General features: G+C 56.1%; 31 protein-coding genes. 1 reads left to right on the top strand and 30 read right to left on the bottom strand.

The features are described 5' to 3' along the window. Positions 1 to 111 precede the first annotated feature (111 nt). The 27 genes from AC27VJ_RS05735 to rpsL form a co-directional block, all read right to left on the bottom strand. Entirely contained in the window at positions 112 to 726 is a 615-nt protein-coding gene (locus AC27VJ_RS05735) for an adenylate kinase (protein ID WP_113089512.1), read from the bottom strand. Beyond that, positions 723 to 2,063 carry a preprotein translocase subunit SecY gene (gene secY / locus AC27VJ_RS05730; protein ID WP_113089513.1) on the bottom strand — a complete coding sequence of 447 codons (1,341 nt, stop codon included), beginning with the start codon at positions 2,061 to 2,063 and terminating at the stop codon, positions 723 to 725. The genes AC27VJ_RS05735 and secY overlap by 4 nt, the downstream gene beginning before the upstream one ends. A 317-nt stretch (positions 2,064 to 2,380) precedes the next feature. Beyond that, on the bottom strand, positions 2,381 to 2,860 hold the full coding sequence (gene rplO / locus AC27VJ_RS05725; protein WP_353575555.1) for a 50S ribosomal protein L15: 480 nt from the start codon (positions 2,858 to 2,860) through the stop codon (positions 2,381 to 2,383). A 16-nt stretch (positions 2,861 to 2,876) separates the two neighbouring features. Continuing rightward, positions 2,877 to 3,083 (bottom strand): 50S ribosomal protein L30, encoded by a 207-nt coding sequence (rpmD, locus tag AC27VJ_RS05720; RefSeq protein WP_045230765.1) that lies wholly within the window; start codon positions 3,081 to 3,083, stop codon positions 2,877 to 2,879. A gap of 11 nt (positions 3,084 to 3,094) precedes the next feature. Beyond that, positions 3,095 to 3,664, bottom strand: coding sequence for a 30S ribosomal protein S5 (gene rpsE, locus AC27VJ_RS05715; RefSeq protein ID WP_062589340.1), 570 nt, complete (start codon positions 3,662 to 3,664; stop codon positions 3,095 to 3,097). A gap of 120 nt (positions 3,665 to 3,784) precedes the next feature. Beyond that, a complete protein-coding gene (gene rplR / locus AC27VJ_RS05710) occupies positions 3,785 to 4,147 on the bottom strand; it encodes a 50S ribosomal protein L18 (protein ID WP_062589339.1) in 363 nt (120 codons plus the stop codon). A 12-nt stretch (positions 4,148 to 4,159) separates the two neighbouring features. After that, a complete protein-coding gene (gene rplF, locus AC27VJ_RS05705) occupies positions 4,160 to 4,693 on the bottom strand; it encodes a 50S ribosomal protein L6 (protein ID WP_113089515.1) in 534 nt (177 codons plus the stop codon). Between the two features lie 42 nt (positions 4,694 to 4,735). After that, the gene (rpsH, locus tag AC27VJ_RS05700; RefSeq protein ID WP_062589337.1) at positions 4,736 to 5,134 is read right to left on the bottom strand and encodes a 30S ribosomal protein S8; all 399 of its coding nucleotides are present in this window, start codon (positions 5,132 to 5,134) and stop codon (positions 4,736 to 4,738) included. 12 nt (positions 5,135 to 5,146) lie between these two features. Next, on the bottom strand, positions 5,147 to 5,452 hold the full coding sequence (gene rpsN, locus AC27VJ_RS05695; protein ID WP_042618523.1) for a 30S ribosomal protein S14: 306 nt from the start codon (positions 5,450 to 5,452) through the stop codon (positions 5,147 to 5,149). Positions 5,453 to 5,485: 33 nt separating this feature from the next. Then, the gene (gene rplE, locus AC27VJ_RS05690) at positions 5,486 to 6,043 is read right to left on the bottom strand and encodes a 50S ribosomal protein L5 (RefSeq protein ID WP_113089516.1); all 558 of its coding nucleotides are present in this window, start codon (positions 6,041 to 6,043) and stop codon (positions 5,486 to 5,488) included. Then, positions 6,036 to 6,344, bottom strand: coding sequence for a 50S ribosomal protein L24 (gene rplX / locus AC27VJ_RS05685; protein ID WP_113089517.1), 309 nt, complete (start codon positions 6,342 to 6,344; stop codon positions 6,036 to 6,038). The genes rplE and rplX overlap by 8 nt, the downstream gene beginning before the upstream one ends. A gap of 12 nt (positions 6,345 to 6,356) precedes the next feature. Further along, positions 6,357 to 6,725, bottom strand: a complete 369-nt coding sequence (gene rplN, locus AC27VJ_RS05680) for a 50S ribosomal protein L14 (protein WP_003495199.1) — start codon at positions 6,723 to 6,725, stop codon at positions 6,357 to 6,359. Positions 6,726 to 6,958: 233 nt separating this feature from the next. After that, entirely contained in the window at positions 6,959 to 7,195 is a 237-nt protein-coding gene (gene rpsQ / locus AC27VJ_RS05675; protein WP_062451325.1) for a 30S ribosomal protein S17, read from the bottom strand. Between the two features lie 12 nt (positions 7,196 to 7,207). Next, entirely contained in the window at positions 7,208 to 7,408 is a 201-nt protein-coding gene (rpmC, locus tag AC27VJ_RS05670) for a 50S ribosomal protein L29 (RefSeq protein WP_042618527.1), read from the bottom strand. Positions 7,409 to 7,420: 12 nt separating this feature from the next. Next, positions 7,421 to 7,834 carry a 50S ribosomal protein L16 gene (gene rplP / locus AC27VJ_RS05665; RefSeq protein ID WP_042618528.1) on the bottom strand — a complete coding sequence of 138 codons (414 nt, stop codon included), beginning with the start codon at positions 7,832 to 7,834 and terminating at the stop codon, positions 7,421 to 7,423. A gap of 38 nt (positions 7,835 to 7,872) precedes the next feature. Continuing rightward, positions 7,873 to 8,607: a 30S ribosomal protein S3 gene (rpsC, locus tag AC27VJ_RS05660; protein ID WP_113089518.1), complete on the bottom strand. Its 735-nt coding sequence runs from the start codon at positions 8,605 to 8,607 to the stop codon at positions 7,873 to 7,875. Beyond that, positions 8,607 to 8,996, bottom strand: a complete 390-nt coding sequence (rplV, locus tag AC27VJ_RS05655; protein WP_037172087.1) for a 50S ribosomal protein L22 — start codon at positions 8,994 to 8,996, stop codon at positions 8,607 to 8,609. Before rplV ends, rpsC begins: the two co-directional genes overlap by 1 nt. A gap of 2 nt (positions 8,997 to 8,998) precedes the next feature. Then, positions 8,999 to 9,277, bottom strand: coding sequence for a 30S ribosomal protein S19 (gene rpsS / locus AC27VJ_RS05650; protein WP_045230774.1), 279 nt, complete (start codon positions 9,275 to 9,277; stop codon positions 8,999 to 9,001). Between the two features lie 15 nt (positions 9,278 to 9,292). Beyond that, positions 9,293 to 10,129, bottom strand: a complete 837-nt coding sequence (rplB, locus tag AC27VJ_RS05645; RefSeq protein WP_111838908.1) for a 50S ribosomal protein L2 — start codon at positions 10,127 to 10,129, stop codon at positions 9,293 to 9,295. A 44-nt stretch (positions 10,130 to 10,173) separates the two neighbouring features. After that, entirely contained in the window at positions 10,174 to 10,467 is a 294-nt protein-coding gene (locus AC27VJ_RS05640; RefSeq protein WP_062451321.1) for a 50S ribosomal protein L23, read from the bottom strand. Then, entirely contained in the window at positions 10,464 to 11,084 is a 621-nt protein-coding gene (gene rplD / locus AC27VJ_RS05635; RefSeq protein ID WP_077123217.1) for a 50S ribosomal protein L4, read from the bottom strand. Before rplD ends, AC27VJ_RS05640 begins: the two co-directional genes overlap by 4 nt. Before the next feature lie 12 nt (positions 11,085 to 11,096). Beyond that, positions 11,097 to 11,738 carry a 50S ribosomal protein L3 gene (gene rplC, locus AC27VJ_RS05630; RefSeq protein ID WP_113089519.1) on the bottom strand — a complete coding sequence of 214 codons (642 nt, stop codon included), beginning with the start codon at positions 11,736 to 11,738 and terminating at the stop codon, positions 11,097 to 11,099. A gap of 170 nt (positions 11,739 to 11,908) precedes the next feature. After that, a complete protein-coding gene (rpsJ, locus tag AC27VJ_RS05625; protein WP_003507767.1) occupies positions 11,909 to 12,217 on the bottom strand; it encodes a 30S ribosomal protein S10 in 309 nt (102 codons plus the stop codon). A gap of 358 nt (positions 12,218 to 12,575) precedes the next feature. Further along, positions 12,576 to 13,751 carry an elongation factor Tu gene (gene tuf / locus AC27VJ_RS05620; protein ID WP_113089520.1) on the bottom strand — a complete coding sequence of 392 codons (1,176 nt, stop codon included), beginning with the start codon at positions 13,749 to 13,751 and terminating at the stop codon, positions 12,576 to 12,578. Between the two features lie 65 nt (positions 13,752 to 13,816). Next, on the bottom strand, positions 13,817 to 15,916 hold the full coding sequence (gene fusA / locus AC27VJ_RS05615; RefSeq protein WP_113090066.1) for an elongation factor G: 2,100 nt from the start codon (positions 15,914 to 15,916) through the stop codon (positions 13,817 to 13,819). A 27-nt stretch (positions 15,917 to 15,943) separates the two neighbouring features. Next, a complete protein-coding gene (rpsG, locus tag AC27VJ_RS05610; RefSeq protein ID WP_062450738.1) occupies positions 15,944 to 16,414 on the bottom strand; it encodes a 30S ribosomal protein S7 in 471 nt (156 codons plus the stop codon). A 77-nt stretch (positions 16,415 to 16,491) separates the two neighbouring features. After that, a complete protein-coding gene (gene rpsL, locus AC27VJ_RS05605; protein WP_003507760.1) occupies positions 16,492 to 16,863 on the bottom strand; it encodes a 30S ribosomal protein S12 in 372 nt (123 codons plus the stop codon). A gap of 521 nt (positions 16,864 to 17,384) precedes the next feature. On the opposite strand from rpsL, the gene AC27VJ_RS05600 reads away from it, so the two are divergent. Beyond that, positions 17,385 to 17,678 carry a hypothetical protein gene (locus AC27VJ_RS05600; RefSeq protein WP_062450737.1) on the top strand — a complete coding sequence of 98 codons (294 nt, stop codon included), beginning with the start codon at positions 17,385 to 17,387 and terminating at the stop codon, positions 17,676 to 17,678. Positions 17,679 to 17,765: 87 nt separating this feature from the next. Here the strand turns inward: AC27VJ_RS05600 and AC27VJ_RS05595 are convergent, their stop codons facing one another. The 3 genes from AC27VJ_RS05595 to AC27VJ_RS05585 are packed head-to-tail and all read right to left on the bottom strand — an operon-like array spanning position 17,766 to position 19,209. Continuing rightward, complete coding sequence (locus AC27VJ_RS05595; RefSeq protein ID WP_488683119.1) at positions 17,766 to 18,251, bottom strand: hypothetical protein; 486 nt, start codon at positions 18,249 to 18,251, stop codon at positions 17,766 to 17,768. 17 nt (positions 18,252 to 18,268) lie between these two features. Then, on the bottom strand, positions 18,269 to 18,694 hold the full coding sequence (locus tag AC27VJ_RS05590; RefSeq protein WP_488683118.1) for an alpha/beta hydrolase: 426 nt from the start codon (positions 18,692 to 18,694) through the stop codon (positions 18,269 to 18,271). A gap of 44 nt (positions 18,695 to 18,738) precedes the next feature. Further along, positions 18,739 to 19,209, bottom strand: coding sequence for a GNAT family N-acetyltransferase (locus tag AC27VJ_RS05585; RefSeq protein WP_488683117.1), 471 nt, complete (start codon positions 19,207 to 19,209; stop codon positions 18,739 to 18,741). Between the last annotated feature and the right edge of the window lie 54 nt (positions 19,210 to 19,263).

The following is a 19,263-nucleotide window of genomic DNA, read 5'->3' as shown; positions in this document are numbered from 1 at the left end:
CGGACTTTCCTTCCCTAAAGGAAAATCCGCGCCAGTCGCTTGGGTTGTCGCGAGTTGGCGCGGTGTTTAACGGAATCGGTTCAAAAAAGCAACCGGCCCCGCCAAGATTCTTTAGATACGCGCAGCAGAAGCCGCTGCATTCGGTGCTTTTTCAAGAACACCCTCGATAGCGACGGTCACATCATCGACATGCGCCATGCCATCCAGCACCACAAGCTCGCCCTGCCCCTCGTAATAGGCGGACAAAGGTGCCGTCTTTTCGCGGTATTCGGAAAGACGCTTGCGGAACGATTCTGGATTGTCATCCGAACGAACCGTGCCACCTGCGGCAATCGTTTCTGCCACGCGGTTTTCGATTCGGCGAATGAGCGCCTCTTCGTCCACCTTCAGCTCGATAACGGCATCGAGCACGAGATTCTTCTGCCGCATGTTTTCCGCAAGCGCCTTGGCCTGCGGAACCGTGCGCGGATAACCGTCGAGGATGAACCCCTTGGCACAGTCCGGCTGCTCGATACGTTCGGAAACGATCTGGTTGACGATATCATCCGATACGAGACCGCCAGCATCCATGACTTCCTTGGCGCGCTTGCCGATCTCAGAACCGTCGCTGACGGCCGCCCGGAGCATATCGCCCGTAGACAGCTGCGGAATGCCGTACTTGTCGGTCAGCCGCTTCGCCTGGGTTCCCTTGCCAGCTCCCGGTGGTCCCAAAAATATCAGTCTCATCGTCCCCTCTTTCCTCCACGCAGTTTCGATTTCTTGATCAGCCCCTCATATTGCTGGGCGATCAGGTGACCCTGAATCTGTGCCACAGTATCAAGAGTTACACTGACTACGATCAAAAGCGAAGTACCACCAAGGGCTAATGGGATACCTGTGCGCGCGATAAGCGTTTCAGGAAGAATACAGACGAAGACGAGGTAGATGGCACCCACAACGGTGATGCGCGTCAACACGTAGTCGATATATTCCGCCGTGCGCTCGCCGGGGCGAATGCCTGGAATAAAGCCGCCATGCTTCTTCAGATTGTCAGCCGTATCCTTCGGATTGAAGACGATGGCCGTGTAGAAGAAAGCAAAGAAGGCGATCAGCAGGCCGTAAAGCAGCATGAACAGCGGCTGTCCGTGCTGAAGAGACGCAATGATGGCCGTCGCCCATGGTGGCAGGTTCGTGCTGTTGGTGAAGCCAGCGGCAGTCGCAGGCAGCAGCAGCAGCGAGGATGCGAAGATCGCAGGAATAACGCCAGCCGTGTTGAGCTTCAAAGGCAGATGCGATGTATCGCCCTGGAACATACGGTTGCCGACTTGTCGCTTCGGATATTGAATCAGAAGACGACGCTGTGCGCGCTCCACGAAAACGATCAGCGCGATCACGCCGATAGCAACGACAACGACGGTGAGAATCAGCGTTGTGGACAGAGCACCGGTACGACCCAGTTCCAGCGTACCAGCCAGAGCCTTCGGCAGACCTGCGGCAATACCCGCGAAGATGATCAGAGAAATACCGTTACCGATACCGCGCGATGTGATCTGCTCACCGAGCCACATCAGGAACATCGTGCCGCCAAGCAGCGTGATGACGGTCGAGACGCGGAAGAACCAGCCTGGATCGATGACCAGCCCTGCCCCGCTTTCGAGACCTGCGGCAATACCGTAAGCCTGCAGCGTGCCGAGAAGCACCGTGCCGTAGCGCGTGTACTGGTTGATGATCTTGCGGCCCGCCTCACCTTCCTTTTTCAAGGCTTCGAGCGAAGGCACGACCGATGTCATCAGCTGTACGATGATCGATGCGGAAATGTAAGGCATGATGCCGAGCGCGAAGATCGCCATGCGCTCAACGGCGCCGCCCGCAAACATGTTGAAGAGACCGAGGATACCGTTGGCCTGACCCTGAAAGGCCCGAGCATAGGCTTCCGGGTTCAGACCAGGAAGCGGAATATGCGTACCAAGACGATAAACGAGAAGTGCGGCAAGGGTAAACCAGAGGCGCTTTTTCAGATCTTCAGCTTTCGCGAAGGTCGAAAAATTCAGGTTTGAGGCCAGTTGTTCCGCTGCTGAAGCCATAAATTTCTCCGCATGACCCTTGTCCAGCGGCACGGAAACCGGCAATTCCGGAAAAGGTCGTAAAGATACTGGTTCAAAAACCGGGCTTCGGACGGATCACGGCTTTTACGCCGAAATCATGCCTCACCCTTGTTTTCGTTCGTTCGCTCCACATTCACCTGAATGCTTCAGAACTGTGAGGCTCTCCCCGCAACATTTTCACGCTGCTTGAGAGTTTCCGCATAATCCTCGATATAATCGATTAGGATTCAAGAACTTATGCGACTTTAGAGCGCGAACGCCCGGAGTGAAACACACCGGGCGTTCAGCATCTTATATTACTCTGCGGCTTCCGCTGCAACAACCAGAAGCTTGATAGAGCTACCAGCTTTCTCGATCTTTTCAACAGCAGGCTTGGAAGCGCCAGCAACTTCGAAGGAAACCTTCGTTGTCAGCTCGCCGTCGGCCAGAATGCGAACGCCGTCCTTCGGGCGACGAATAACGCCAGCAGCCTTGAGAGCAGCAGCATCGATCGTTGCCTTGGCATCGAGCTTGCCTGCATCGATAGCAGCCTGAACGCGACCGAGCGAAACGGTGACGAATTCAGATGCGAAGATGTTGGTGAAGCCGCGCTTTGGCAGACGACGGTAGATTGGCATCTGACCGCCTTCGAAGCCGTTGATGGCAACGCCGGAACGAGCCTTCTGACCCTTGACGCCGCGACCACCGGTCTTGCCCTTGCCGGAACCAATACCGCGACCTACGCGGATACGGTCCTTCGTGGAGCCTTCGTTGTCTTTAATTTCATTGAGTTTCATGATGACTTCCTCCGTCTCACTTCTCGTCTACGACGCGAACGAGATGCTGGACAGCACGGATCATGCCGCGAACAGCTGGGGTATCTTCCAGAGTGCGCTGACGGTGCATCTTGTTGAGACCCAGGCCGATCAGCGTCTGGCGCTGAACCGCAGGGCGGCGAATTGGGCTGCCGATCTGTTCGACCGTAACAGTCGTCTTGGCTTCAGTAGTCTTCTTGGCCATGATACTGCTCCTTATTCTTCAGTCGCGTTGCCGGAAGCGGCGCGGCGGGACTGAAGGGTCGCATACTTAAGACCACGCTGTGCAGCGATGTCCTTCGGATGAACCTGGTGCTTCAGAGCGTCGAACGTTGCGCGAACCATGTTGTATGGGTTCGAAGAACCGGTCGACTTTGCGACGACGTCATGAACGCCGAGCGTTTCGAAAACAGCGCGCATCGGACCACCGGCGATGATACCGGTACCGGCCTTTGCCGAGCGCAGCAGAACCTTGCCAGCGCCGTGACGACCGTTGACGTCGTGGTGCAGCGTGCGGCCATCGCGAAGCGGAACGAAAATCAGATCGCGCTTTGCGCTTTCAGTTGCCTTGCGGATTGCTTCAGGAACTTCACGAGCCTTGCCGTGACCGAAGCCAACGCGGCCCTTCTGATCGCCTACAACTACGAGAGCAGCAAAACCGAAACGACGGCCGCCCTTGACGACTTTCGCTACGCGGTTGATCGCGACCAGCTTGTCGACGAATTCGCTATCGCGCTCTTCACGGTTCTGGCGGTCGTCGCGAGAACCTCTTTTTTCTTGTGCCATTGTCCTTTTCCTTTTTCTTTTACGGGTGGAACGGCAAACGAAAAGACCATCGGCTTCATTGCTGAAGCCCGCATGGCCCGGTGAAATCCGCCCGAAACGTTGTCCGGGCGGATAAAGTCATTAGAAGTTCAGACCGCCTTCGCGGGCTGCTTCAGCCAAAGCCTTGATGCGGCCATGGTAAATGAAAGCGCCGCGGTCGAATACGACATCCTTGATACCAGCCTTGCTGGCACGTTCAGCAACCAGCTTGCCAACAACGGCAGCTGCTGCAACGTCTGCACCCGTCTTCAGGGACGAGCGCAGATCAGCCTCGAGCGTGGAGGCAGACGCAAGCGTCTTTCCAGCCACATCATCGATGACCTGAACGTAGATGTTCTTCGACGAGCGATGAACCGACAGGCGCGGGCGACCGTTGGCAACCGCCTTGATCTGGCGGCGCACGCGGTTCGCGCGACGTGCAAGTGCTTCTTTCCTGCTAGCCATTTCGCGTGATCCTTACTTCTTCTTGCCTTCTTTGCGGATGATCCGTTCTTCAGCGTACTTGACGCCTTTGCCCTTGTAGGGCTCGGGACCACGGTATTCGCGGATTTCCGCGGCAACCTGACCGACCTGCTGCTTGTTAATACCCGAAACGATGATTTCCGTTGGCTTCGGAACGGCAATCGTGATGCCTTCCGGAGTCTGGTAAATCACGTCGTGGCTAAAACCGAGTGCCAGCTGCAGGTTCTTACCCTGCATGGCCGCACGATAACCAACGCCGTTGATTTCGAGCTTGCGTTCGTAACCGTCCTTGACACCCTTGAAGATGTTCTCGACCATCGTGCGGGACATGCCCCACTTGGAACGAGCTTCCTTGCTGTCATTGGAAGGCGTAACCGAAACCGCGTTATCTTCCAGTTTAACCTGGACTTCGTCATTGGCGACGAAGAACAGTTCACCCTTAGGACCCTTGGCAGTAATCTTCTGGCCGTCGACACTGGCCGTCACACCTGCAGGAACCTGAACGGGCTTTTTACCGATACGAGACATATTTCTATCCTGTCTGTCCGTTAAGGAGATCCCTGCTCAGTCTTAGAAGACCGAGCAAAGAACCTCGCCACCAACGTTCTGTTCGCGAGCCTGGTGATCGGCCATAACACCCTTCGGAGTCGAAAGAATGCTAATGCCGAGGCCGTTCGCGACCTGCGGAATGGACTTGACCGAGACATAAACCCGGCGGCCCGGCTTGGACACGCGGCCGATCTCACGGATCACAGACGCGCCTTCGTAGTACTTCAGTTCGATGGTGAGTTCGGACTTGCCGTTCTCGAAATCGACCTTGGAATAACCGCGAATGTAGCCTTCAGCCTGCAGCACGTCGAGAACGCGTGCGCGGAGGCTGGATGCTGGCGTGTTGACCGAAGACTTGCGACGGGCAGCACCATTGCGGATTCGGGTGAGCATATCACCCAACGGATCAGTCATTGTCATGTGCCCGTCTCCTTACCAGCTCGACTTGACAATACCCGGCACCTTGCCGGAGTTGCCCAACTCGCGAAGCGCAATACGCGACATTCCGAGTTTGCGGTAGAACGCGCGCGGACGGCCCGTTACTTCGCAGCGGTTGCGGATACGCGTCTTCGAGCCGTCACGCGGCAGCGAAGCGAGCTTCAGAGTTGCCTGGAACCGCTCTTCGATCGGAAGGGACTGGTTCATGACAATAGCCTTCAGGGCGGCACGCTTGCCGGCCTGCGAAGCCACTGTCTTGCGGCGGCGCTTGTTCTTTTCAACTGCGCTTGTTTTCGCCATATCGTAGTTCCTTTTCTACGCTCGTCGTTACGGTTATTGACGGAACGGGAAGTTGAACTCTGTTAGAAGAGCCCGCGCTTCGTCGTCCGACGTCGCCGTCGTGCAAACGATGATGTCCATGCCCCACATCTGATCAACCTTATCGTAGTTGATCTCAGGGAACACAATGTGTTCCTTGATGCCCATGGCGAAGTTGCCACGGCCGTCAAAGCTCTTGGGGTTCAGACCCCGGAAGTCGCGAACGCGCGGAAGCGCGATGTTGACCAGACGATCAAGGAATTCGTACATGCGGGCGCCACGAAGGGTAACCTTCGCACCGATTGGCATATGTTCGCGAACCTTGAAGCCCGCGATCGAATTGCGAGCCTTGGTGATGACAGGCTTCTGACCGGCAATTGCCGCCAGATCGCCAGCAGCAACCGTTGGCTTCTTCGAATCAGCAGTTGCTTCACCAACGCCCATGTTGATGACGATCTTGTCCAGCTTGGGGATCATCATAACGTTAGCGTAGGAGAACTTCTCCTGCATTGCGCCACGAATACGGGAAACGTATTCAGTCTTGAGACGCGGCTCGTACTTGGACTCAGCCATCGATCACTTCTCCCGAACGCTTGGCCACGCGGACCTTCTTGCCGTCAACAACCTTGAAACCAACGCGAGTCGGCTTGCCATCCTTATCGGCGATGGCGAGGTTGGAAATGTGCAAGGAAGCTTCCTTGTTGATGATGCCGGCTTCCTGGCTCTGGGTCTGGCGCTGGTGACGCTTCACCATGTTTACGCCACTCACGACAGCCCGGTCTTCTTTCGGCAAGACCTGTGTTACTTCGCCGGTACGGCCCTTGTCCTTACCGGTCAATACGACAACCTTGTCGCCTTTGCGGATCTTCTGCATCGCTATCGCTCCTTACAGTACTTCTGGAGCCAGCGAGATGATCTTCATGTGGTTCTTAGCGCGAAGTTCGCGTGGAACCGGTCCGAAGATACGGGTGCCGATCGGCTCTTTCTTGTTATCGATAAGAACGGCTGCGTTGTTATCGAAACGGATGACGCTGCCGTCAGCGCGGCGGATGTCTTTCGCGGTACGAACAACGACCGCCTTCATCACGTCGCCCTTCTTGACGCGGCCGCGCGGAATGGCTTCCTTAATAGAAACGACAATAATGTCGCCAACGGAAGCATACTTACGCTTCGAGCCGCCCAGCACCTTGATGCACATGACACGACGTGCGCCGGAGTTATCCGCCACGTCGAGGTTTGTTTGCATCTGAATCATGTCAGGTCGCCTTCTTGTTGTTACCGGACCGGTTGGGCAAGTTTATAGAAACAGCCCCCTGTTCCAGCTTATGAAATGTCTCTGTTTTCGCGCGGAATAATCGTGACAGGGTGGTTTCCTAAAGGACCTTCCGTGCGCATCAAAGCAAAAGAACGCCCGTGAACGAGCGTCCTTGCGCTGCTTCATACAGACTTTCGCGCATATAGCAAGAGCTGCGCGAAAATCAGTTGAAATTATGCCTGGGCGGAAACGACCGTCCAGCGCTTGTCCTTGGAAATCGGTGCGCATTCCTCGATGGAAACGACATCGCCGATCTTGTACTGGTTGTTTTCGTCGTGCGCCTTGTACTTCTTCGAACGGCGAACGGTCTTCTGAAGCAGCGGGTGAGCGAATCGGCGCTCGACGCGAACTACGACAGTCTTCTCGTTCTTGTCGGACACAACGACGCCCTGCAGAATGCGTTTAGGCATATTATTCTTCCTTTAGGCCTTGGCTTCTGCCGCCTTCTGGCGGGCAATGGTTTTCACGCGGGCGATGTCCTTGCGGACTTCGTCAATGCGCGAGGACTTTTCCAACTGGCCGGTTGCCTTCTGGAAGCGCAGGTTGAACTGCTCTTTCTTCAGGTCGGCAAGTTTGTCCTTGAGCTGATCGGCGCTGAGGCCGCGAACGTCTTCGGCTTTCATGGTGCCTGCTCCTTACTCTGCGATGCGCTGAACGAAGCGCGTCTTCACCGAGAGCTTGGCAGCGCCGAGACGAAGCGCCTCGCGGGCGATCTCCTCGGAAACACCGTCGATCTCGAACATCATACGACCGGGCTTGACCTTGCATGCCCAGTATTCAACAGAACCCTTGCCCTTACCCATACGAACTTCGGTCGGCTTCGCCGTAACCGGAGTGTCTGGGAATACGCGGATCCACACACGACCAGCGCGCTTCATGTAACGCGTGATCGCGCGGCGGGCCGCCTCGATCTCGCGCGCGTTCACGCGGTTCGGTTCCTGCGACTTCAAGCCGAATTCACCGAATGCCAGGTCAAAGCCGCCCTTGGCCACACCTTTAATGCGACCCTTAAACTGCTTACGGTACTTAGTACGCTTTGGCTGCAACATTTTCTAACTTCTCCGAGCTTATCTTTCGCCAGCGTCAATCAAGCGTTTTCGCGGCGACGGTCGCCACGATCACCGCGCTGCTCACGGCTTGCAGGGCCCTGTGCATCGCCTTCTAGACCACGACGTTCAGAAGCCATCGGATCGTGCTCAAGGATTTCGCCCTTGAAGATCCAGACCTTGATGCCGCAAATACCGAATGCCGTTGTAGCTTCTGCTACACCGTAATCGATGTCTGCACGCAGCGTGTGCAAAGGAACGCGACCTTCGCGGTACCATTCGGTACGAGCGATTTCAGCGCCGCCGAGACGGCCACCGCAGGTGATCTTGATGCCTTCGGCGCCAAGACGCAGTGCGGACTGAACAGCGCGCTTCATTGCACGGCGGAATGCCACGCGGCGCTCAAGCTGCTGAGCAATCGACTGAGCAACAAGCGTTGCGTCGATTTCAGGCTTGCGCACTTCAACGATGTTGAGGTGCGTTTCAGACGCGGTCATCTCAGAAATCTTCTTGCGAAGCTTCTCGATGTCTGCACCCTTCTTGCCGATGATCAGACCCGGACGAGCCGAGTGAATGGTCACGCGGCACTTCTTGTGCGGACGCTCGATGATAACCTTGGCGATGCCAGCCTGCTTCAATTCCTTGATCAGGTAAGCGCGGATAGCCAGGTCTTCGTGCAGAAGCTTGCCGTATTCGGCAGTGTCTGCATACCAGCGGCTATCCCACGTACGGTTAATGCCGAGGCGGAAGCCGATTGGATTGATTTTCTGACCCATTATGCGGCCTCCCCTTTTTCTTCCACTTCACGAACAACGATCGTCAAGTGAGAGAACGGCTTTTCGATACGCGATGCACGACCACGGCCACGAGCGTGGAAACGCTTCATGGTGATGGACTTGCCGACATAGGCCTCGGCGACGACGAGAGCGTCGACGTCGAGGTCATGGTTGTTTTCAGCGTTAGCGATTGCCGATTCCAGCGTCTTCTTGACGGTGGAAGCGATACGCTTGCGGGAGAATTCGAGCTCGGCGAGAGCGCGATCAACCTTCTTGCCACGGATAAGAGCGGCAACCAGGTTCAGTTTCTGGGGGCTGACGCGGAGCGTACGGGCAATGGCCTGAGCCTCATTGTCCTTCAGCCGGCGTTCGGTCTTAGCCTTCGCCATGATTACTTCCTCTTTGCCTTCTTGTCCGCACCATGACCGTAATAGGTCCGGGTCGGAGAGAATTCACCGAACTTGTGTCCGACCATGTCTTCGTTGACCGAGACGGGCACATGCTTGCTGCCGTTGTAGACGCCGAATGTCAGACCAACGAACTGCGGCAGGATCGTGGAGCGACGGCTCCAGATCTTGATCACTTCATTGCGTCCGCCTTCACGTACCTTCTCAGCCTTAGTGAGAAGATAGCCGTCAACAAACGGACCTTTCCATACTGAACGAGCCATTTGAGAGTTCCTCTCTTACTTCTTGCGCTGATGGCGCGAACGCATGATGAACTTGTCGGTCGATTTGTTCGAGCGGGTGCGCTTGCCTTTGGTAGGCTTACCCCAAGGGGTAACCGGGTGACGACCACCCGACGTGCGACCTTCACCACCACCGTGTGGGTGGTCGACCGGGTTCATCACGACACCGCGAACGTGAGGCTTCTTGCCGCGCCAGCGTGAACGACCGGCTTTGCCGTCGTTGATGTTGCCATGATCGGCATTCGAGACAGCACCGATGGATGCAAGGCAAGAGCCATGCACCAGACGCTGCTCACCGGAGTTCAAGCGAAGGATCGCCATCCCTGCATCGCGACCAACGAGCTGAACATAAGTACCGGCAGAGCGGGCAATCTGACCACCCTTTGCAGGCTTCATCTCGACGTTATGGATGATCGATCCGACAGGAATGTACTGAAGAGGCATTGTGTTGCCTGGCTTCACGTCCACTGCCTTTTCGGAGGCGATCACCTTGTCACCGGCAGCGAGACGCTGTGGCGCGAGAATGTAAGCCTGTTCGCCGTCCGTGTATGTCACGAGCGCGATGAATGCGGTGCGGTTAGGGTCATATTCCAGACGCTCGACCGTACCTTCAACGTCGAATTTACGACGCTTGAAGTCTACCAGACGGTAGGTCCGCTTGTGACCGCCGCCCTGAAAACGAACGGTGATCCGGCCCTGGTTGTTACGGCCACCCTTCGAGCTGAGGCCCTCTGTAAGAGCCTTTACCGGCTTGCCCTTGTAGAGCGAAGAACGGTCCACGATAACCAGCTGACGCTGGCTTGGCGTGGTCGGATTGAAACTTTTCAATGCCATTGTATTTGTTCCCTTTTGGGTCTTTGCCCGCTTGGGCCTAACCTTTAGAGTCCGGTGGACACGTCGATGGATTGACCTTCAGCCAGCGTAACGATGGCTTTCTTGACATCCTTACGCTTACCAGCGAATCCACGGAAACGACGGGTCTTACCCTTGCGGATAAGCGTGTTCACTGCCGTGACCTTGACGCCGAAGAGTGCTTCGATCGCTGCCTTGATTTCAGGCTTCGAAGCGTCCTTGGCGACGTTGAATACGACCTGGTTCTGTTCAGAGACCAGCGTCGACTTTTCTGTGATCGAAGGAGATACGATCACGTCGTAGTGGCGAAGATCCGTCATTTGAACCGCTCCTCGAGGGCTTCTACCGCAGCCTTGGACAGCACGAGCTTACCGCGGCGCAGGATGTCGTAAACATTGATGCCCTGAATCGGCAGAACGTCCACATTCGGAATGTTCTGAGCTGCGAGCTTGAAGTTGCCATCAAGTTCAGCGCCGCCAATTACGAGAGCGTTGGTCAGGCCAAGCGTTGCGAAGTGGCCAAGCAGGCCCTTTGTCTTTGCATCGGTCGCAACGAGCTGATCGACAATGATCAGTTCTTCCGACTTCAGCTTTGCAGACAAAGCGTGACGCAGAGCAAGCGCACGAACCTTCTTCGGAAGATCGTGAGCGTGGCTACGAACGACTGGGCCATGGGCCTTGCCGCCGCCGCGGAACTGCGGTGCGCGAGCCGAATGGTGACGAGCGCGGCCCGTACCCTTCTGCTTGTACATCTTTGCACCCGTACGGGAAACTTCCGAACGGTTCTTGGATTTGTGCGTTCCCTGCTGCTTCTTGGCAAGCTGGTAACGAACCATGCGGGCCAGGATGTCCTGGCGCGGGTCGAGGCCGAAAATTTCGTCCGACAGGGATACCGTGCCGGCGTCTTTTCCCTCGAGGGTTTTGACGTTCAATTCCATGATGAGGCTCCCTTACTTCGCTGCCGACTTAACGGCGTCGCGGACGATGATCCAGGAACCCTTGGAACCGGGAACGGCGCCCTTCACGAGGATCAAACCGCGACCCTCATCGGTCGAAACCACTTCCAGATTCTGGGTGGTGACGCGTGTGCTGCCCATATGACCAGCCATGCGCTTGCCCTTCCAGACCTTGCCCGGATCCTGGTTCGAACCAGTCGAACCATGTGCGCGGTGCGAGATCGAGTTACCGTGCGACGCGCGGCCACCACCGAAGTTGTGGCGCTTCATCGAACCGGCAAAACCTTTACCGATTGTCGTGCCGGTAACGTCTACCAGCTGGCCTGTCTGGAAATGATCTGCGGTCAGTGTTGCACCGACGTCGATGAGGTTCTCGGGGGAAACCCGAAACTCAACGAGCTTTGCTTTCGGCTCGACGCTGGCGGCGGCGAAATGACCGCGAAGTGCCTTTGTCGTATTCTTGACCTTGGACTGGCCGGCACCGAGCTGAACTGCGGTGTAGCCATTCTTGTCTTCTGTGCGCTGGGAAACAACTTGTACGTTGTCCAAACGCAGTACCGTTACTGGAATATGCTCACCGGCGTCGTTATAGACCCGGGTCATACCCACTTTCTGTGCAATCACACCTGAACGCATTGGTTCAATCCTCTTGCGAGCCTTCAAGGGAGAACCCTCTGTGGCCTTTGTTAAGGAGTTCCCTTCGACATCTCACGACGTTTCCGGTCTCCGGATTGGAAGTCGTTGGATTGCTCCACGTACCTTCCTTGTTATATCGGCCCTTACTTTCGCAAGGTCAGGCCGAGGTCTTAGAGCTTGATTTCGACGTCAACGCCAGCAGCCAGGTCGAGCTTCATCAAAGCATCGACGGTCTGTGGGGTTGGGTCTACGATATCGAGAAGACGCTTGTGCGTCCGCATTTCGAACTGCTCACGGCTCTTCTTGTCAACGTGAGGAGAGCGGTTGACGGTAAACTTTTCGATGCGTGTAGGCAGCGGAACCGGGCCGCGAACGCTGGCGCCAGTGCGCTTGGCGGTCGACACGATTTCACGGGTAGAGGCATCGAGGATCCGGTGATCAAACGCCTTGAGGCGGATACGGATATTCTGGCCGTTCATTCGTCTTGTCCTTGTTCTTTGTCTTTGGATTTCCGCACGCGGAAATACATGAACCTGTTGATCGTGGCGCCGCAGATTTTCAAAAATCAAGAGGAATGCAAAGCAGCATCCCAATCATTTCGGTAGTCTGTAATGTTGAAATCACCGGGCCTCGCAACGGATGCGAATCCAACTGGTGAGTGTGAGTGCGCGTTTACGCGCTTTCACCGGATTTTTCAAGCCTTAAAAATGCAACGCCGCAACGCTTTTTATAAAACGTCCGATGGCGGTGTCTTTCGCACCGCCATCGGCCACTAACACACAGCAGGAATTGCCCCCTGCTCTATTCGCGACGATGCCATGGCACCGTCAGCGTTTATTACTCGACGATCGAAGCAACGATGCCGGCGCCGACGGTACGGCCGCCTTCGCGGATAGCGAAGCGCAGCTTTTCTTCCATCGCGATCGGAACGATCAGCTCAACAGCAACGGTGACGTTGTCGCCTGGCATAACCATTTCCGTGCCTTCTGGAAGCGAAACGATACCGGTCACGTCCGTCGTACGGAAGTAGAACTGTGGGCGGTAGTTCGTGAAGAACGGCGTATGACGGCCGCCTTCTTCCTTCGTCAGGATGTAGGCTTCAGCCATGAACTTCTTGTGCGGCTTGACAGAACCTGGCTTGCACAGAATCTGACCACGCTCAACGCCGTCACGGGTAACGCCGCGAACCAGTGCGCCGATGTTGTCGCCAGCCTGGCCCTGATCGAGCAGCTTGCGGAACATTTCAACGCCGGTAACAGTCGTCTTGGATGTTGGCTTGATGCCGACGATTTCGACTTCTTCACCAACCTTGACGATACCGCGCTCAACGCGACCCGTCACAACCGTACCGCGGCCAGAGATCGAGAACACGTCTTCGATTGGCATCAGGAACGGCTGGTCGATTGGACGCTCTGGCGTAGGGATGTAGGCGTCAACCTGAGCCATCAGCTCGCGGATCGCGTCTTCACCGATCGTCTTGTCAGAATCTTCAAGAGCAGCAAGTGCCGAACCCTTGACGACAGGAACATCGTCGCCTGGGAAGTCGTAGGACGACAGAAGTTCGCGAACTTCCAGTTCTACCAGTTCCAAGAGTTCTGCGTCGTCAACCTGGTCAACCTTGTTGAGGAACACGACCAGAGCCGGAACGCCAACCTGACGAGCAAGCAGGATGTGCTCGCGGGTCTGTGGCATTGGGCCGTCGGCTGCAGAGCAAACCAGGATCGCGCCGTCCATCTGGGCAGCACCGGTGATCATGTTCTTCACGTAGTCGGCGTGGCCGGGGCAGTCAACGTGCGCGTAGTGACGGTTCGGAGTCTCATATTCAACGTGAGCCGTCGAAATCGTGATACCGCGGGCCTTTTCTTCCGGTGCAGCGTCGATTTGGTCATACGCCTTGAACTCGCCGAAGTACTTCGTGATCGCAGCAGTCAACGACGTCTTGCCGTGGTCAACGTGACCGATCGTGCCAATGTTGACGTGCGGCTTATTGCGCTCAAACTTGCTCTTTGCCATTAGTGGCTCTCCATTCTGATCCCGTAACGGGAATAAACTCTAAATTCGTTTGGGGCGTACCCCGATCACTTCTGACCGGAGTACTTTGCCTGGATTTCCTGAGCAACGTTGCTCGGAACCGGCGAATAATGATCGAAGGTCATCGAGTACTGCGCGCGGCCCTGAGACATGGAGCGCAGGTTGTCGACGTACTTGAACATGTTGGCCAGCGGAACGTGCGCGTTGATGACAACGGCAATACCGCGGCTTTCCTGACCCTGGATCTGACCGCGACGCGAGTTCAGATCGCCGATCACGTCACCGACGTAATCTTCAGGAGTAACGACTTCAACCTTCATCATCGGCTCGAGAAGCTGTGCACCAGCCTTCTTCGCTGCTTCACGGAAGCAGGCACGCGATGCGATTTCGAACGCCAGAACCGAGGAGTCAACGTCGTGGTATGCGCCGTCGATCAGGGTTGCCTTGACGCCAAGCATCGGGAAGCCAGCCAGAGGACCGGAAGACAGAACGCTTTCGATACCCTTCTGAACGCCCGGGATGTATTCCTTCGGAACAGCACCACCAACGATCTTGGACTCGAACTTGAACTCTTCGCCATCTGGGTTCGGTTCGAAGATGATCTTGACACGAGCGAACTGACCGGTACCACCGGACTGCTTCTTGTGTGTGTAATCTTCTTCGTGCTGACGCGTGATGGTTTCACGGTAAGCAACCTGCGGAGCACCGACGGTGGCTTCGACCTTGAACTCGCGACGCATACGGTCAACGAGAATGTCGAGGTGAAGTTCGCCCATGCCAGCGATGATCGTCTGACCGGATTCTTCATCCGTCTTGACGCGGAACGAAGGATCTTCAGCTGCCAGGCGGTTGAGCGCGAGGCCCATCTTTTCCTGGTCGCCCTTGGTCTTCGGCTCGATAGCGATCTGGATGACCGGCTCAGGGAATTCCATACGCTCGAGGATAACCGGCTTCAGAGGATCGCAGAGCGTATCGCCTGTTGTGGTTTCCTTGAGGCCTGCGAGAGCAACGATGTCGCCAGCAAAGGCTTCTTCGATGTCTTCACGGGAGTTGGAGTGCATCTGAAGCATACGGCCGACGCGCTCGCGCTTGTCCTTGACCGTGTTGATGACAGATGTGCCCTTTTCGAGCTTGCCCGAATAGATACGTGCGAAGGTGAGCGAACCGACGAAGGGGTCGTTCATGATCTTGAACGCAAGCATCGAAAGCGGCTCGGAGTCATCTGCATGACGCTCGATTTCGGCTTCGGTCTTGAAGTCGATGCCCTTGATCGCAGGAATGTCCAGCGGCGAAGGCAGGTAATCGCAAACGGCGTCGAGCAGAGGCTGAACGCCCTTGTTCTTGAACGCAGTACCGCAGAACATCGGGTGGAACTTGACGTCGATGGTGCCGCGGCGAACGAGCGCACGGATCTTGTCGTTGTCAGGCATTTTGCCGTTCAGGTAGTCTTCCATCGCTTCTTCGTCGATCTCGACAACAGTCTCGATCAGCTTTTCGCGATATTCGTCTGCCTTGGCCTTCATGTCTTCTGGGATTTCAACGACGTCCCACTGAGCGCCGAGAGACTCGTCGCGCCAGATGAGTGCGTTCATCTCGATCAGATCGATAACGCCCTTGAACTCGGTTTCTGCACCGATTGGGAGCTGCATGACGACTGCGATGGCGCCGAGACGGGTCTTGATCATTTCTACCGAGCGGTAGAAGTCAGCACCGGTCTTGTCCATCTTGTTGCAGAAGATCATACGCGGAACGTTGTACTTCTCTGCCTGGCGCCAGACGGTTTCCGTCTGTGGCTCTACACCGGCGTTGGCATCGAGAAGAGCAATAGCACCGTCGAGAACGCGCAGCGAACGCTCGACTTCAATCGTGAAGTCAACGTGGCCGGGGGTGTCGATGATGTTGAAACGGCGCATCTTGCCGTCGCGACCCTTCCAGAAGGTCGTCGTAGCAGCGGACGTGATGGTGATACCACGTTCCTGCTCCTGCTCCATCCAGTCCATCGTGGCTGCGCCATCGTGAACTTCGCCGATCTTGTGCGACTTACCGGTGTAGTAAAGAATACGCTCGGTAGTGGTCGTCTTGCCGGCGTCGATATGCGCCATGATACCGAAATTGCGGTAGTCTTCGATTTTATATTCGCGAGCCATAACGGACTGCCTTTCGGATCGGTTAGATTACCAGCGGTAATGCGAGAATGCGCGGTTGGCGTCGGCCATCTTGTGCGTGTCTTCGCGCTTCTTGACTGCGGAACCGCGGTTGTTCGCAGCGTCCATGAGTTCGCCGGAAAGGCGATCGACCATGGTCGTTTCGTTGCGCTTGCGCGCAGCAGCGATCAGCCAGCGGATCGCGAGAGCCTGACGGCGCTCTGGGCGAACATCGACCGGAACCTGGTAGGTGGCACCACCAACGCGGCGCGAACGCACTTCGACGTGCGGAGCAACATTGTCGAGGGCCGAATGGAAGATGCCGAGCGGCTCTGCCTTGGTCTTGCCCTGAACGACGTCGAACGCGCCGTAAACGATGCTTTCTGCGACCGACTTCTTGCCGTGAAGCATGATGGCGTTCATGAACTTGGTAACGATCAGATCACCGAACTTTGGATCCGGGTTGATCTCACGCTTTTCTGCACTATGGCGACGGGACATACTATTTGTCTCTCAACTTTGAATGACGCTTTACCACGCGGAGAACCTCGCGCAGCGCCGGAATTTGTTAAACCGAATTACTTCGGACGCTTTGCACCGTACTTCGAACGACGCTGCTTACGGTTCTTGACGCCCTGCGTATCGAGAACACCACGGATGATGTGGTAACGAACGCCCGGCAAGTCCTTTACGCGACCGCCACGGATCATGACAACGGAGTGTTCCTGAAGGTTGTGGCCTTCACCAGGAATGTAGCCGATGACTTCGAAGCCGTTGGTCAGGCGGATCTTGGCAACCTTACGAAGAGCCGAGTTAGGCTTCTTAGGGGTCGTTGTGTAAACGCGGGTGCAAACGCCACGCTTCTGTGGGTTTTCCTGCAGAGCAGGAACCTTATTACGCTTTACCTGTGCCTGACGTGGCTTACGGATCAGCTGGTTTACGGTAGGCATATAACCATCCCTTGCAAAAACTACTTTAGCCACCCTCACGGATGGCGGTTATACCGTTTCCGGCAACGACGCACGCATAGTCTCATGCGCAAAACGTGGCCCGATCCGGTTTTCACGGATGGACCACTCAATGCAGAGGACGTAAATCATACGTCGTGCGTGCAACATTCGTGTCTCGTACGTGTTTTTGGAGCCTTGTTTGAGGTGATCTCCAGAACGAGTCGTTCCAGACGGCCAGACCTCACATTGGCTCCGATGGCGGGCGTACTACTGTTTTACCCCGCTTTCGTCAAGGGTGAATCCGCATTTAGTACCCGCGCGGCGGGCTGGGAGCCCCTGGTGTACAGGATTTCGAAACGCTTTTAACATAAAGCCCCTCCCCGCGCATGCTTTTCCCATTCCGGCCTTTGGCTTTTCACAAAAGCCGTCTATTGATTCCCTTGAGGGCAAAGAAGAAGCAAGGCCATCGGCCACACCTTCCTCATATGCCACACAATCATAGCCAGAAAAGGAATCGCGTCATGATTACAGAACCAGACAACGACAACGGACGCGACGATGCCATGGTGTTCATCGTCATCGGCAAGGCCTATGAGCGTGAAGGCGACGAAGGCATCGACATCCACGTCATTCTCAGCGCACCGGACGACGACAGCGCCGTGCGCGAAGCGCTGAACGCTCTTTCCGAAGAAGGTTTTCTGGAAGCCGACCTCGACCAGATCGGCATGCTGACGGATGCCCCCGACGAAGAGCCGCATGCGTCTGCCTATCAGGGCGCGCTTGAGGGCGAAGTGGCGATTATTAGGTTTGCGTAAGTAACTCAGGTGGCTGGCTGAAGGTGTTGGGCGTGCTGACCGCCCCTCACCCGACCCGCCTCCGATTTTCAGCCATGTGCGGACCCGCTATCCAGCGAGGTGCTGGGTATAGAACGGCACCAATCGGCCAATCGCCTGCGCCACATATTCAGGTTTATGGTACATGTCGTAATGGCCTGCCCCCTCGATCACGAAGAAGTCCTTCGTTGTCCGCGCGAGATCAAACAGCCGTTCACCATCTTCAAACGAACCGGTAATGCCACGGCGACCTCCGACGATTACCTGAAGCGCCTGCGTCAGCAAATCCGGAACGAGGTGAAACGCGTCGAAGCCAAGGATATGATCGAAGCTCGCGAAATACACGCGGTTCGTCGAGTTGTCATGGCGCCAGCGTGACTCGCGATAGAAAGCAACCGCATCCAACACATCCCTGTCGGTCATGCCGGCGGCATCAGCCGCCTTCAGACTATCGGGAATCCATGGATCACGACGCTCTTCACCACCCCGCGCCTCCGCGGTGCGTTGTCGCCCGACGGCTTCCAAGGTACCGATGAGGTCTGCTTTGGAGTACATTGCACGAAAGGCACGGCCTATATCGCTAGCGACCACTGTTCCAACTGCCTTGAAGCGGTGTTCAGTAGCGCCGCATTCACGGCATATCCGCCGCCTGCGCATATGCCGAGCAGACCGACGCGCTCTTCGCCGACGTAAGCCAGCGTCATCAGAAAATCGACCGCGCAGCGTATGTCTTCTACCCGCACTGAAGGGTTTTCAAGATCGCGTGGCGTGCCGCCGCTTTCGCCCTGATAGGACGGGTCGAAGACGAGAGCGATAAGCCCAGCATCTACCAGCTTTTCCGCATAGATCGCACCGATCTGCTCTTTAACGCTGCTGCCGGGCGTAGCGATGACAATTGCGGCGTAAGACCGATCTTCGTCAAAACTATCCGGAAGATAGATGTTGCCTGCCACATCGATAGTTCCGTTTTTGAACGAGACCGGCTTCATACTGAACATTGCGTTACACTCTTAGTTGTAGGGATGATCGTTGCGGCCCATGGTCAAGACAGCTGCAGCTTATAACCAATATGTGTCGGCTCAAAACCCAACCGCTCATAAAACCGGTGCGCATCCGGACGCTCCTTGTCCGTCGTCAGTTGAACAAGCGAGCAGCCTTGAGAGCGGCTATAGTCGATGGCCCATTGAAACATCGCCTCCCCGATTTGCTCGTTTCGTCTTGATCTGGCCACGCGAACGGCCTCGATCTGAGCGCGCTTCGCGCCGCCGCGAGATAAGCCCGGAATGATGGTGAGTTGGAATGTGCCGACGACCTCGTTGCCATCTTCGACCACGCATAGGAACTGATTGCGATCAGCATCGATATCGGCAAAGGCCGCCCGGTACAGGGCCATCTTTTCAGCAAGAACCGATTCCCGTCCGGCGCCTAGAACGTCATCAGCAAGGAGGCCAATGATCGTCGTCAGATCGGCTGCGATTGCTCTGCGAAAGGTCAGTTGCTCCAAGTGCCACATCCTGTTTCAACGCATAAGCTGAGTGTGTCCTGCTTTTAAGTCGGGTCTGTGACA

Source organism: Agrobacterium sp. 20P9.1.2 (genome assembly GCF_057799395.1).
This window is presented reverse-complemented; position numbering and strand designations above follow the sequence as displayed.

Coding starts and splice junctions, on each gene's coding strand:
- AC27VJ_RS05735 (WP_113089512.1), bottom strand. CDS start 726: ATGAGACTGATATTTTTGGGACCACCGGGAGCTGGCAAGGGAACCCAG.
- secY (WP_113089513.1), bottom strand. CDS start 2,063: ATGGCTTCAGCAGCGGAACAACTGGCCTCAAACCTGAATTTTTCGACC.
- rplO (WP_353575555.1), bottom strand. CDS start 2,860: ATGAAACTCAATGAAATTAAAGACAACGAAGGCTCCACGAAGGACCGT.
- rpmD (WP_045230765.1), bottom strand. CDS start 3,083: ATGGCCAAGAAGACTACTGAAGCCAAGACGACTGTTACGGTCGAACAG.
- rpsE (WP_062589340.1), bottom strand. CDS start 3,664: ATGGCACAAGAAAAAAGAGGTTCTCGCGACGACCGCCAGAACCGTGAA.
- rplR (WP_062589339.1), bottom strand. CDS start 4,147: ATGGCTAGCAGGAAAGAAGCACTTGCACGTCGCGCGAACCGCGTGCGC.
- rplF (WP_113089515.1), bottom strand. CDS start 4,693: ATGTCTCGTATCGGTAAAAAGCCCGTTCAGGTTCCTGCAGGTGTGACG.
- rpsH (WP_062589337.1), bottom strand. CDS start 5,134: ATGACAATGACTGATCCGTTGGGTGATATGCTCACCCGAATCCGCAAT.
- rpsN (WP_042618523.1), bottom strand. CDS start 5,452: ATGGCGAAAACAAGCGCAGTTGAAAAGAACAAGCGCCGCCGCAAGACA.
- rplE (WP_113089516.1), bottom strand. CDS start 6,043: ATGGCTGAGTCCAAGTACGAGCCGCGTCTCAAGACTGAATACGTTTCC.
- rplX (WP_113089517.1), bottom strand. CDS start 6,344: ATGCAGAAGATCCGCAAAGGCGACAAGGTTGTCGTATTGACCGGTAAG.
- rplN (WP_003495199.1), bottom strand. CDS start 6,725: ATGATTCAGATGCAAACAAACCTCGACGTGGCGGATAACTCCGGCGCA.
- rpsQ (WP_062451325.1), bottom strand. CDS start 7,195: ATGCCTAAACGCATTCTGCAGGGCGTCGTTGTGTCCGACAAGAACGAG.
- rpmC (WP_042618527.1), bottom strand. CDS start 7,408: ATGAAAGCCGAAGACGTTCGCGGCCTCAGCGCCGATCAGCTCAAGGAC.
- rplP (WP_042618528.1), bottom strand. CDS start 7,834: ATGTTGCAGCCAAAGCGTACTAAGTACCGTAAGCAGTTTAAGGGTCGC.
- rpsC (WP_113089518.1), bottom strand. CDS start 8,607: ATGGGTCAGAAAATCAATCCAATCGGCTTCCGCCTCGGCATTAACCGT.
- rplV (WP_037172087.1), bottom strand. CDS start 8,996: ATGGCGAAGGCTAAGACCGAACGCCGGCTGAAGGACAATGAGGCTCAG.
- rpsS (WP_045230774.1), bottom strand. CDS start 9,277: ATGGCTCGTTCAGTATGGAAAGGTCCGTTTGTTGACGGCTATCTTCTC.
- rplB (WP_111838908.1), bottom strand. CDS start 10,129: ATGGCATTGAAAAGTTTCAATCCGACCACGCCAAGCCAGCGTCAGCTG.
- AC27VJ_RS05640 (WP_062451321.1), bottom strand. CDS start 10,467: ATGACGGATCTTCGCCACTACGACGTGATCGTATCTCCTTCGATCACA.
- rplD (WP_077123217.1), bottom strand. CDS start 11,084: ATGGAATTGAACGTCAAAACCCTCGAGGGAAAAGACGCCGGCACGGTA.
- rplC (WP_113089519.1), bottom strand. CDS start 11,738: ATGCGTTCAGGTGTGATTGCACAGAAAGTGGGTATGACCCGGGTCTAT.
- rpsJ (WP_003507767.1), bottom strand. CDS start 12,217: ATGAACGGCCAGAATATCCGTATCCGCCTCAAGGCGTTTGATCACCGG.
- tuf (WP_113089520.1), bottom strand. CDS start 13,751: ATGGCAAAGAGCAAGTTTGAGCGCAATAAGCCGCACGTCAACATTGGC.
- fusA (WP_113090066.1), bottom strand. CDS start 15,916: ATGGCTCGCGAATATAAAATCGAAGACTACCGCAATTTCGGTATCATG.
- rpsG (WP_062450738.1), bottom strand. CDS start 16,414: ATGTCCCGTCGCCATAGTGCAGAAAAGCGTGAGATCAACCCGGATCCA.
- rpsL (WP_003507760.1), bottom strand. CDS start 16,863: ATGCCTACCGTAAACCAGCTGATCCGTAAGCCACGTCAGGCACAGGTA.
- AC27VJ_RS05600 (WP_062450737.1), top strand. CDS start 17,385: ATGATTACAGAACCAGACAACGACAACGGACGCGACGATGCCATGGTG.
- AC27VJ_RS05595 (WP_488683119.1), bottom strand. CDS start 18,251: ATGTACTCCAAAGCAGACCTCATCGGTACCTTGGAAGCCGTCGGGCGA.
- AC27VJ_RS05590 (WP_488683118.1), bottom strand. CDS start 18,694: ATGTTCAGTATGAAGCCGGTCTCGTTCAAAAACGGAACTATCGATGTG.
- AC27VJ_RS05585 (WP_488683117.1), bottom strand. CDS start 19,209: ATGTGGCACTTGGAGCAACTGACCTTTCGCAGAGCAATCGCAGCCGAT.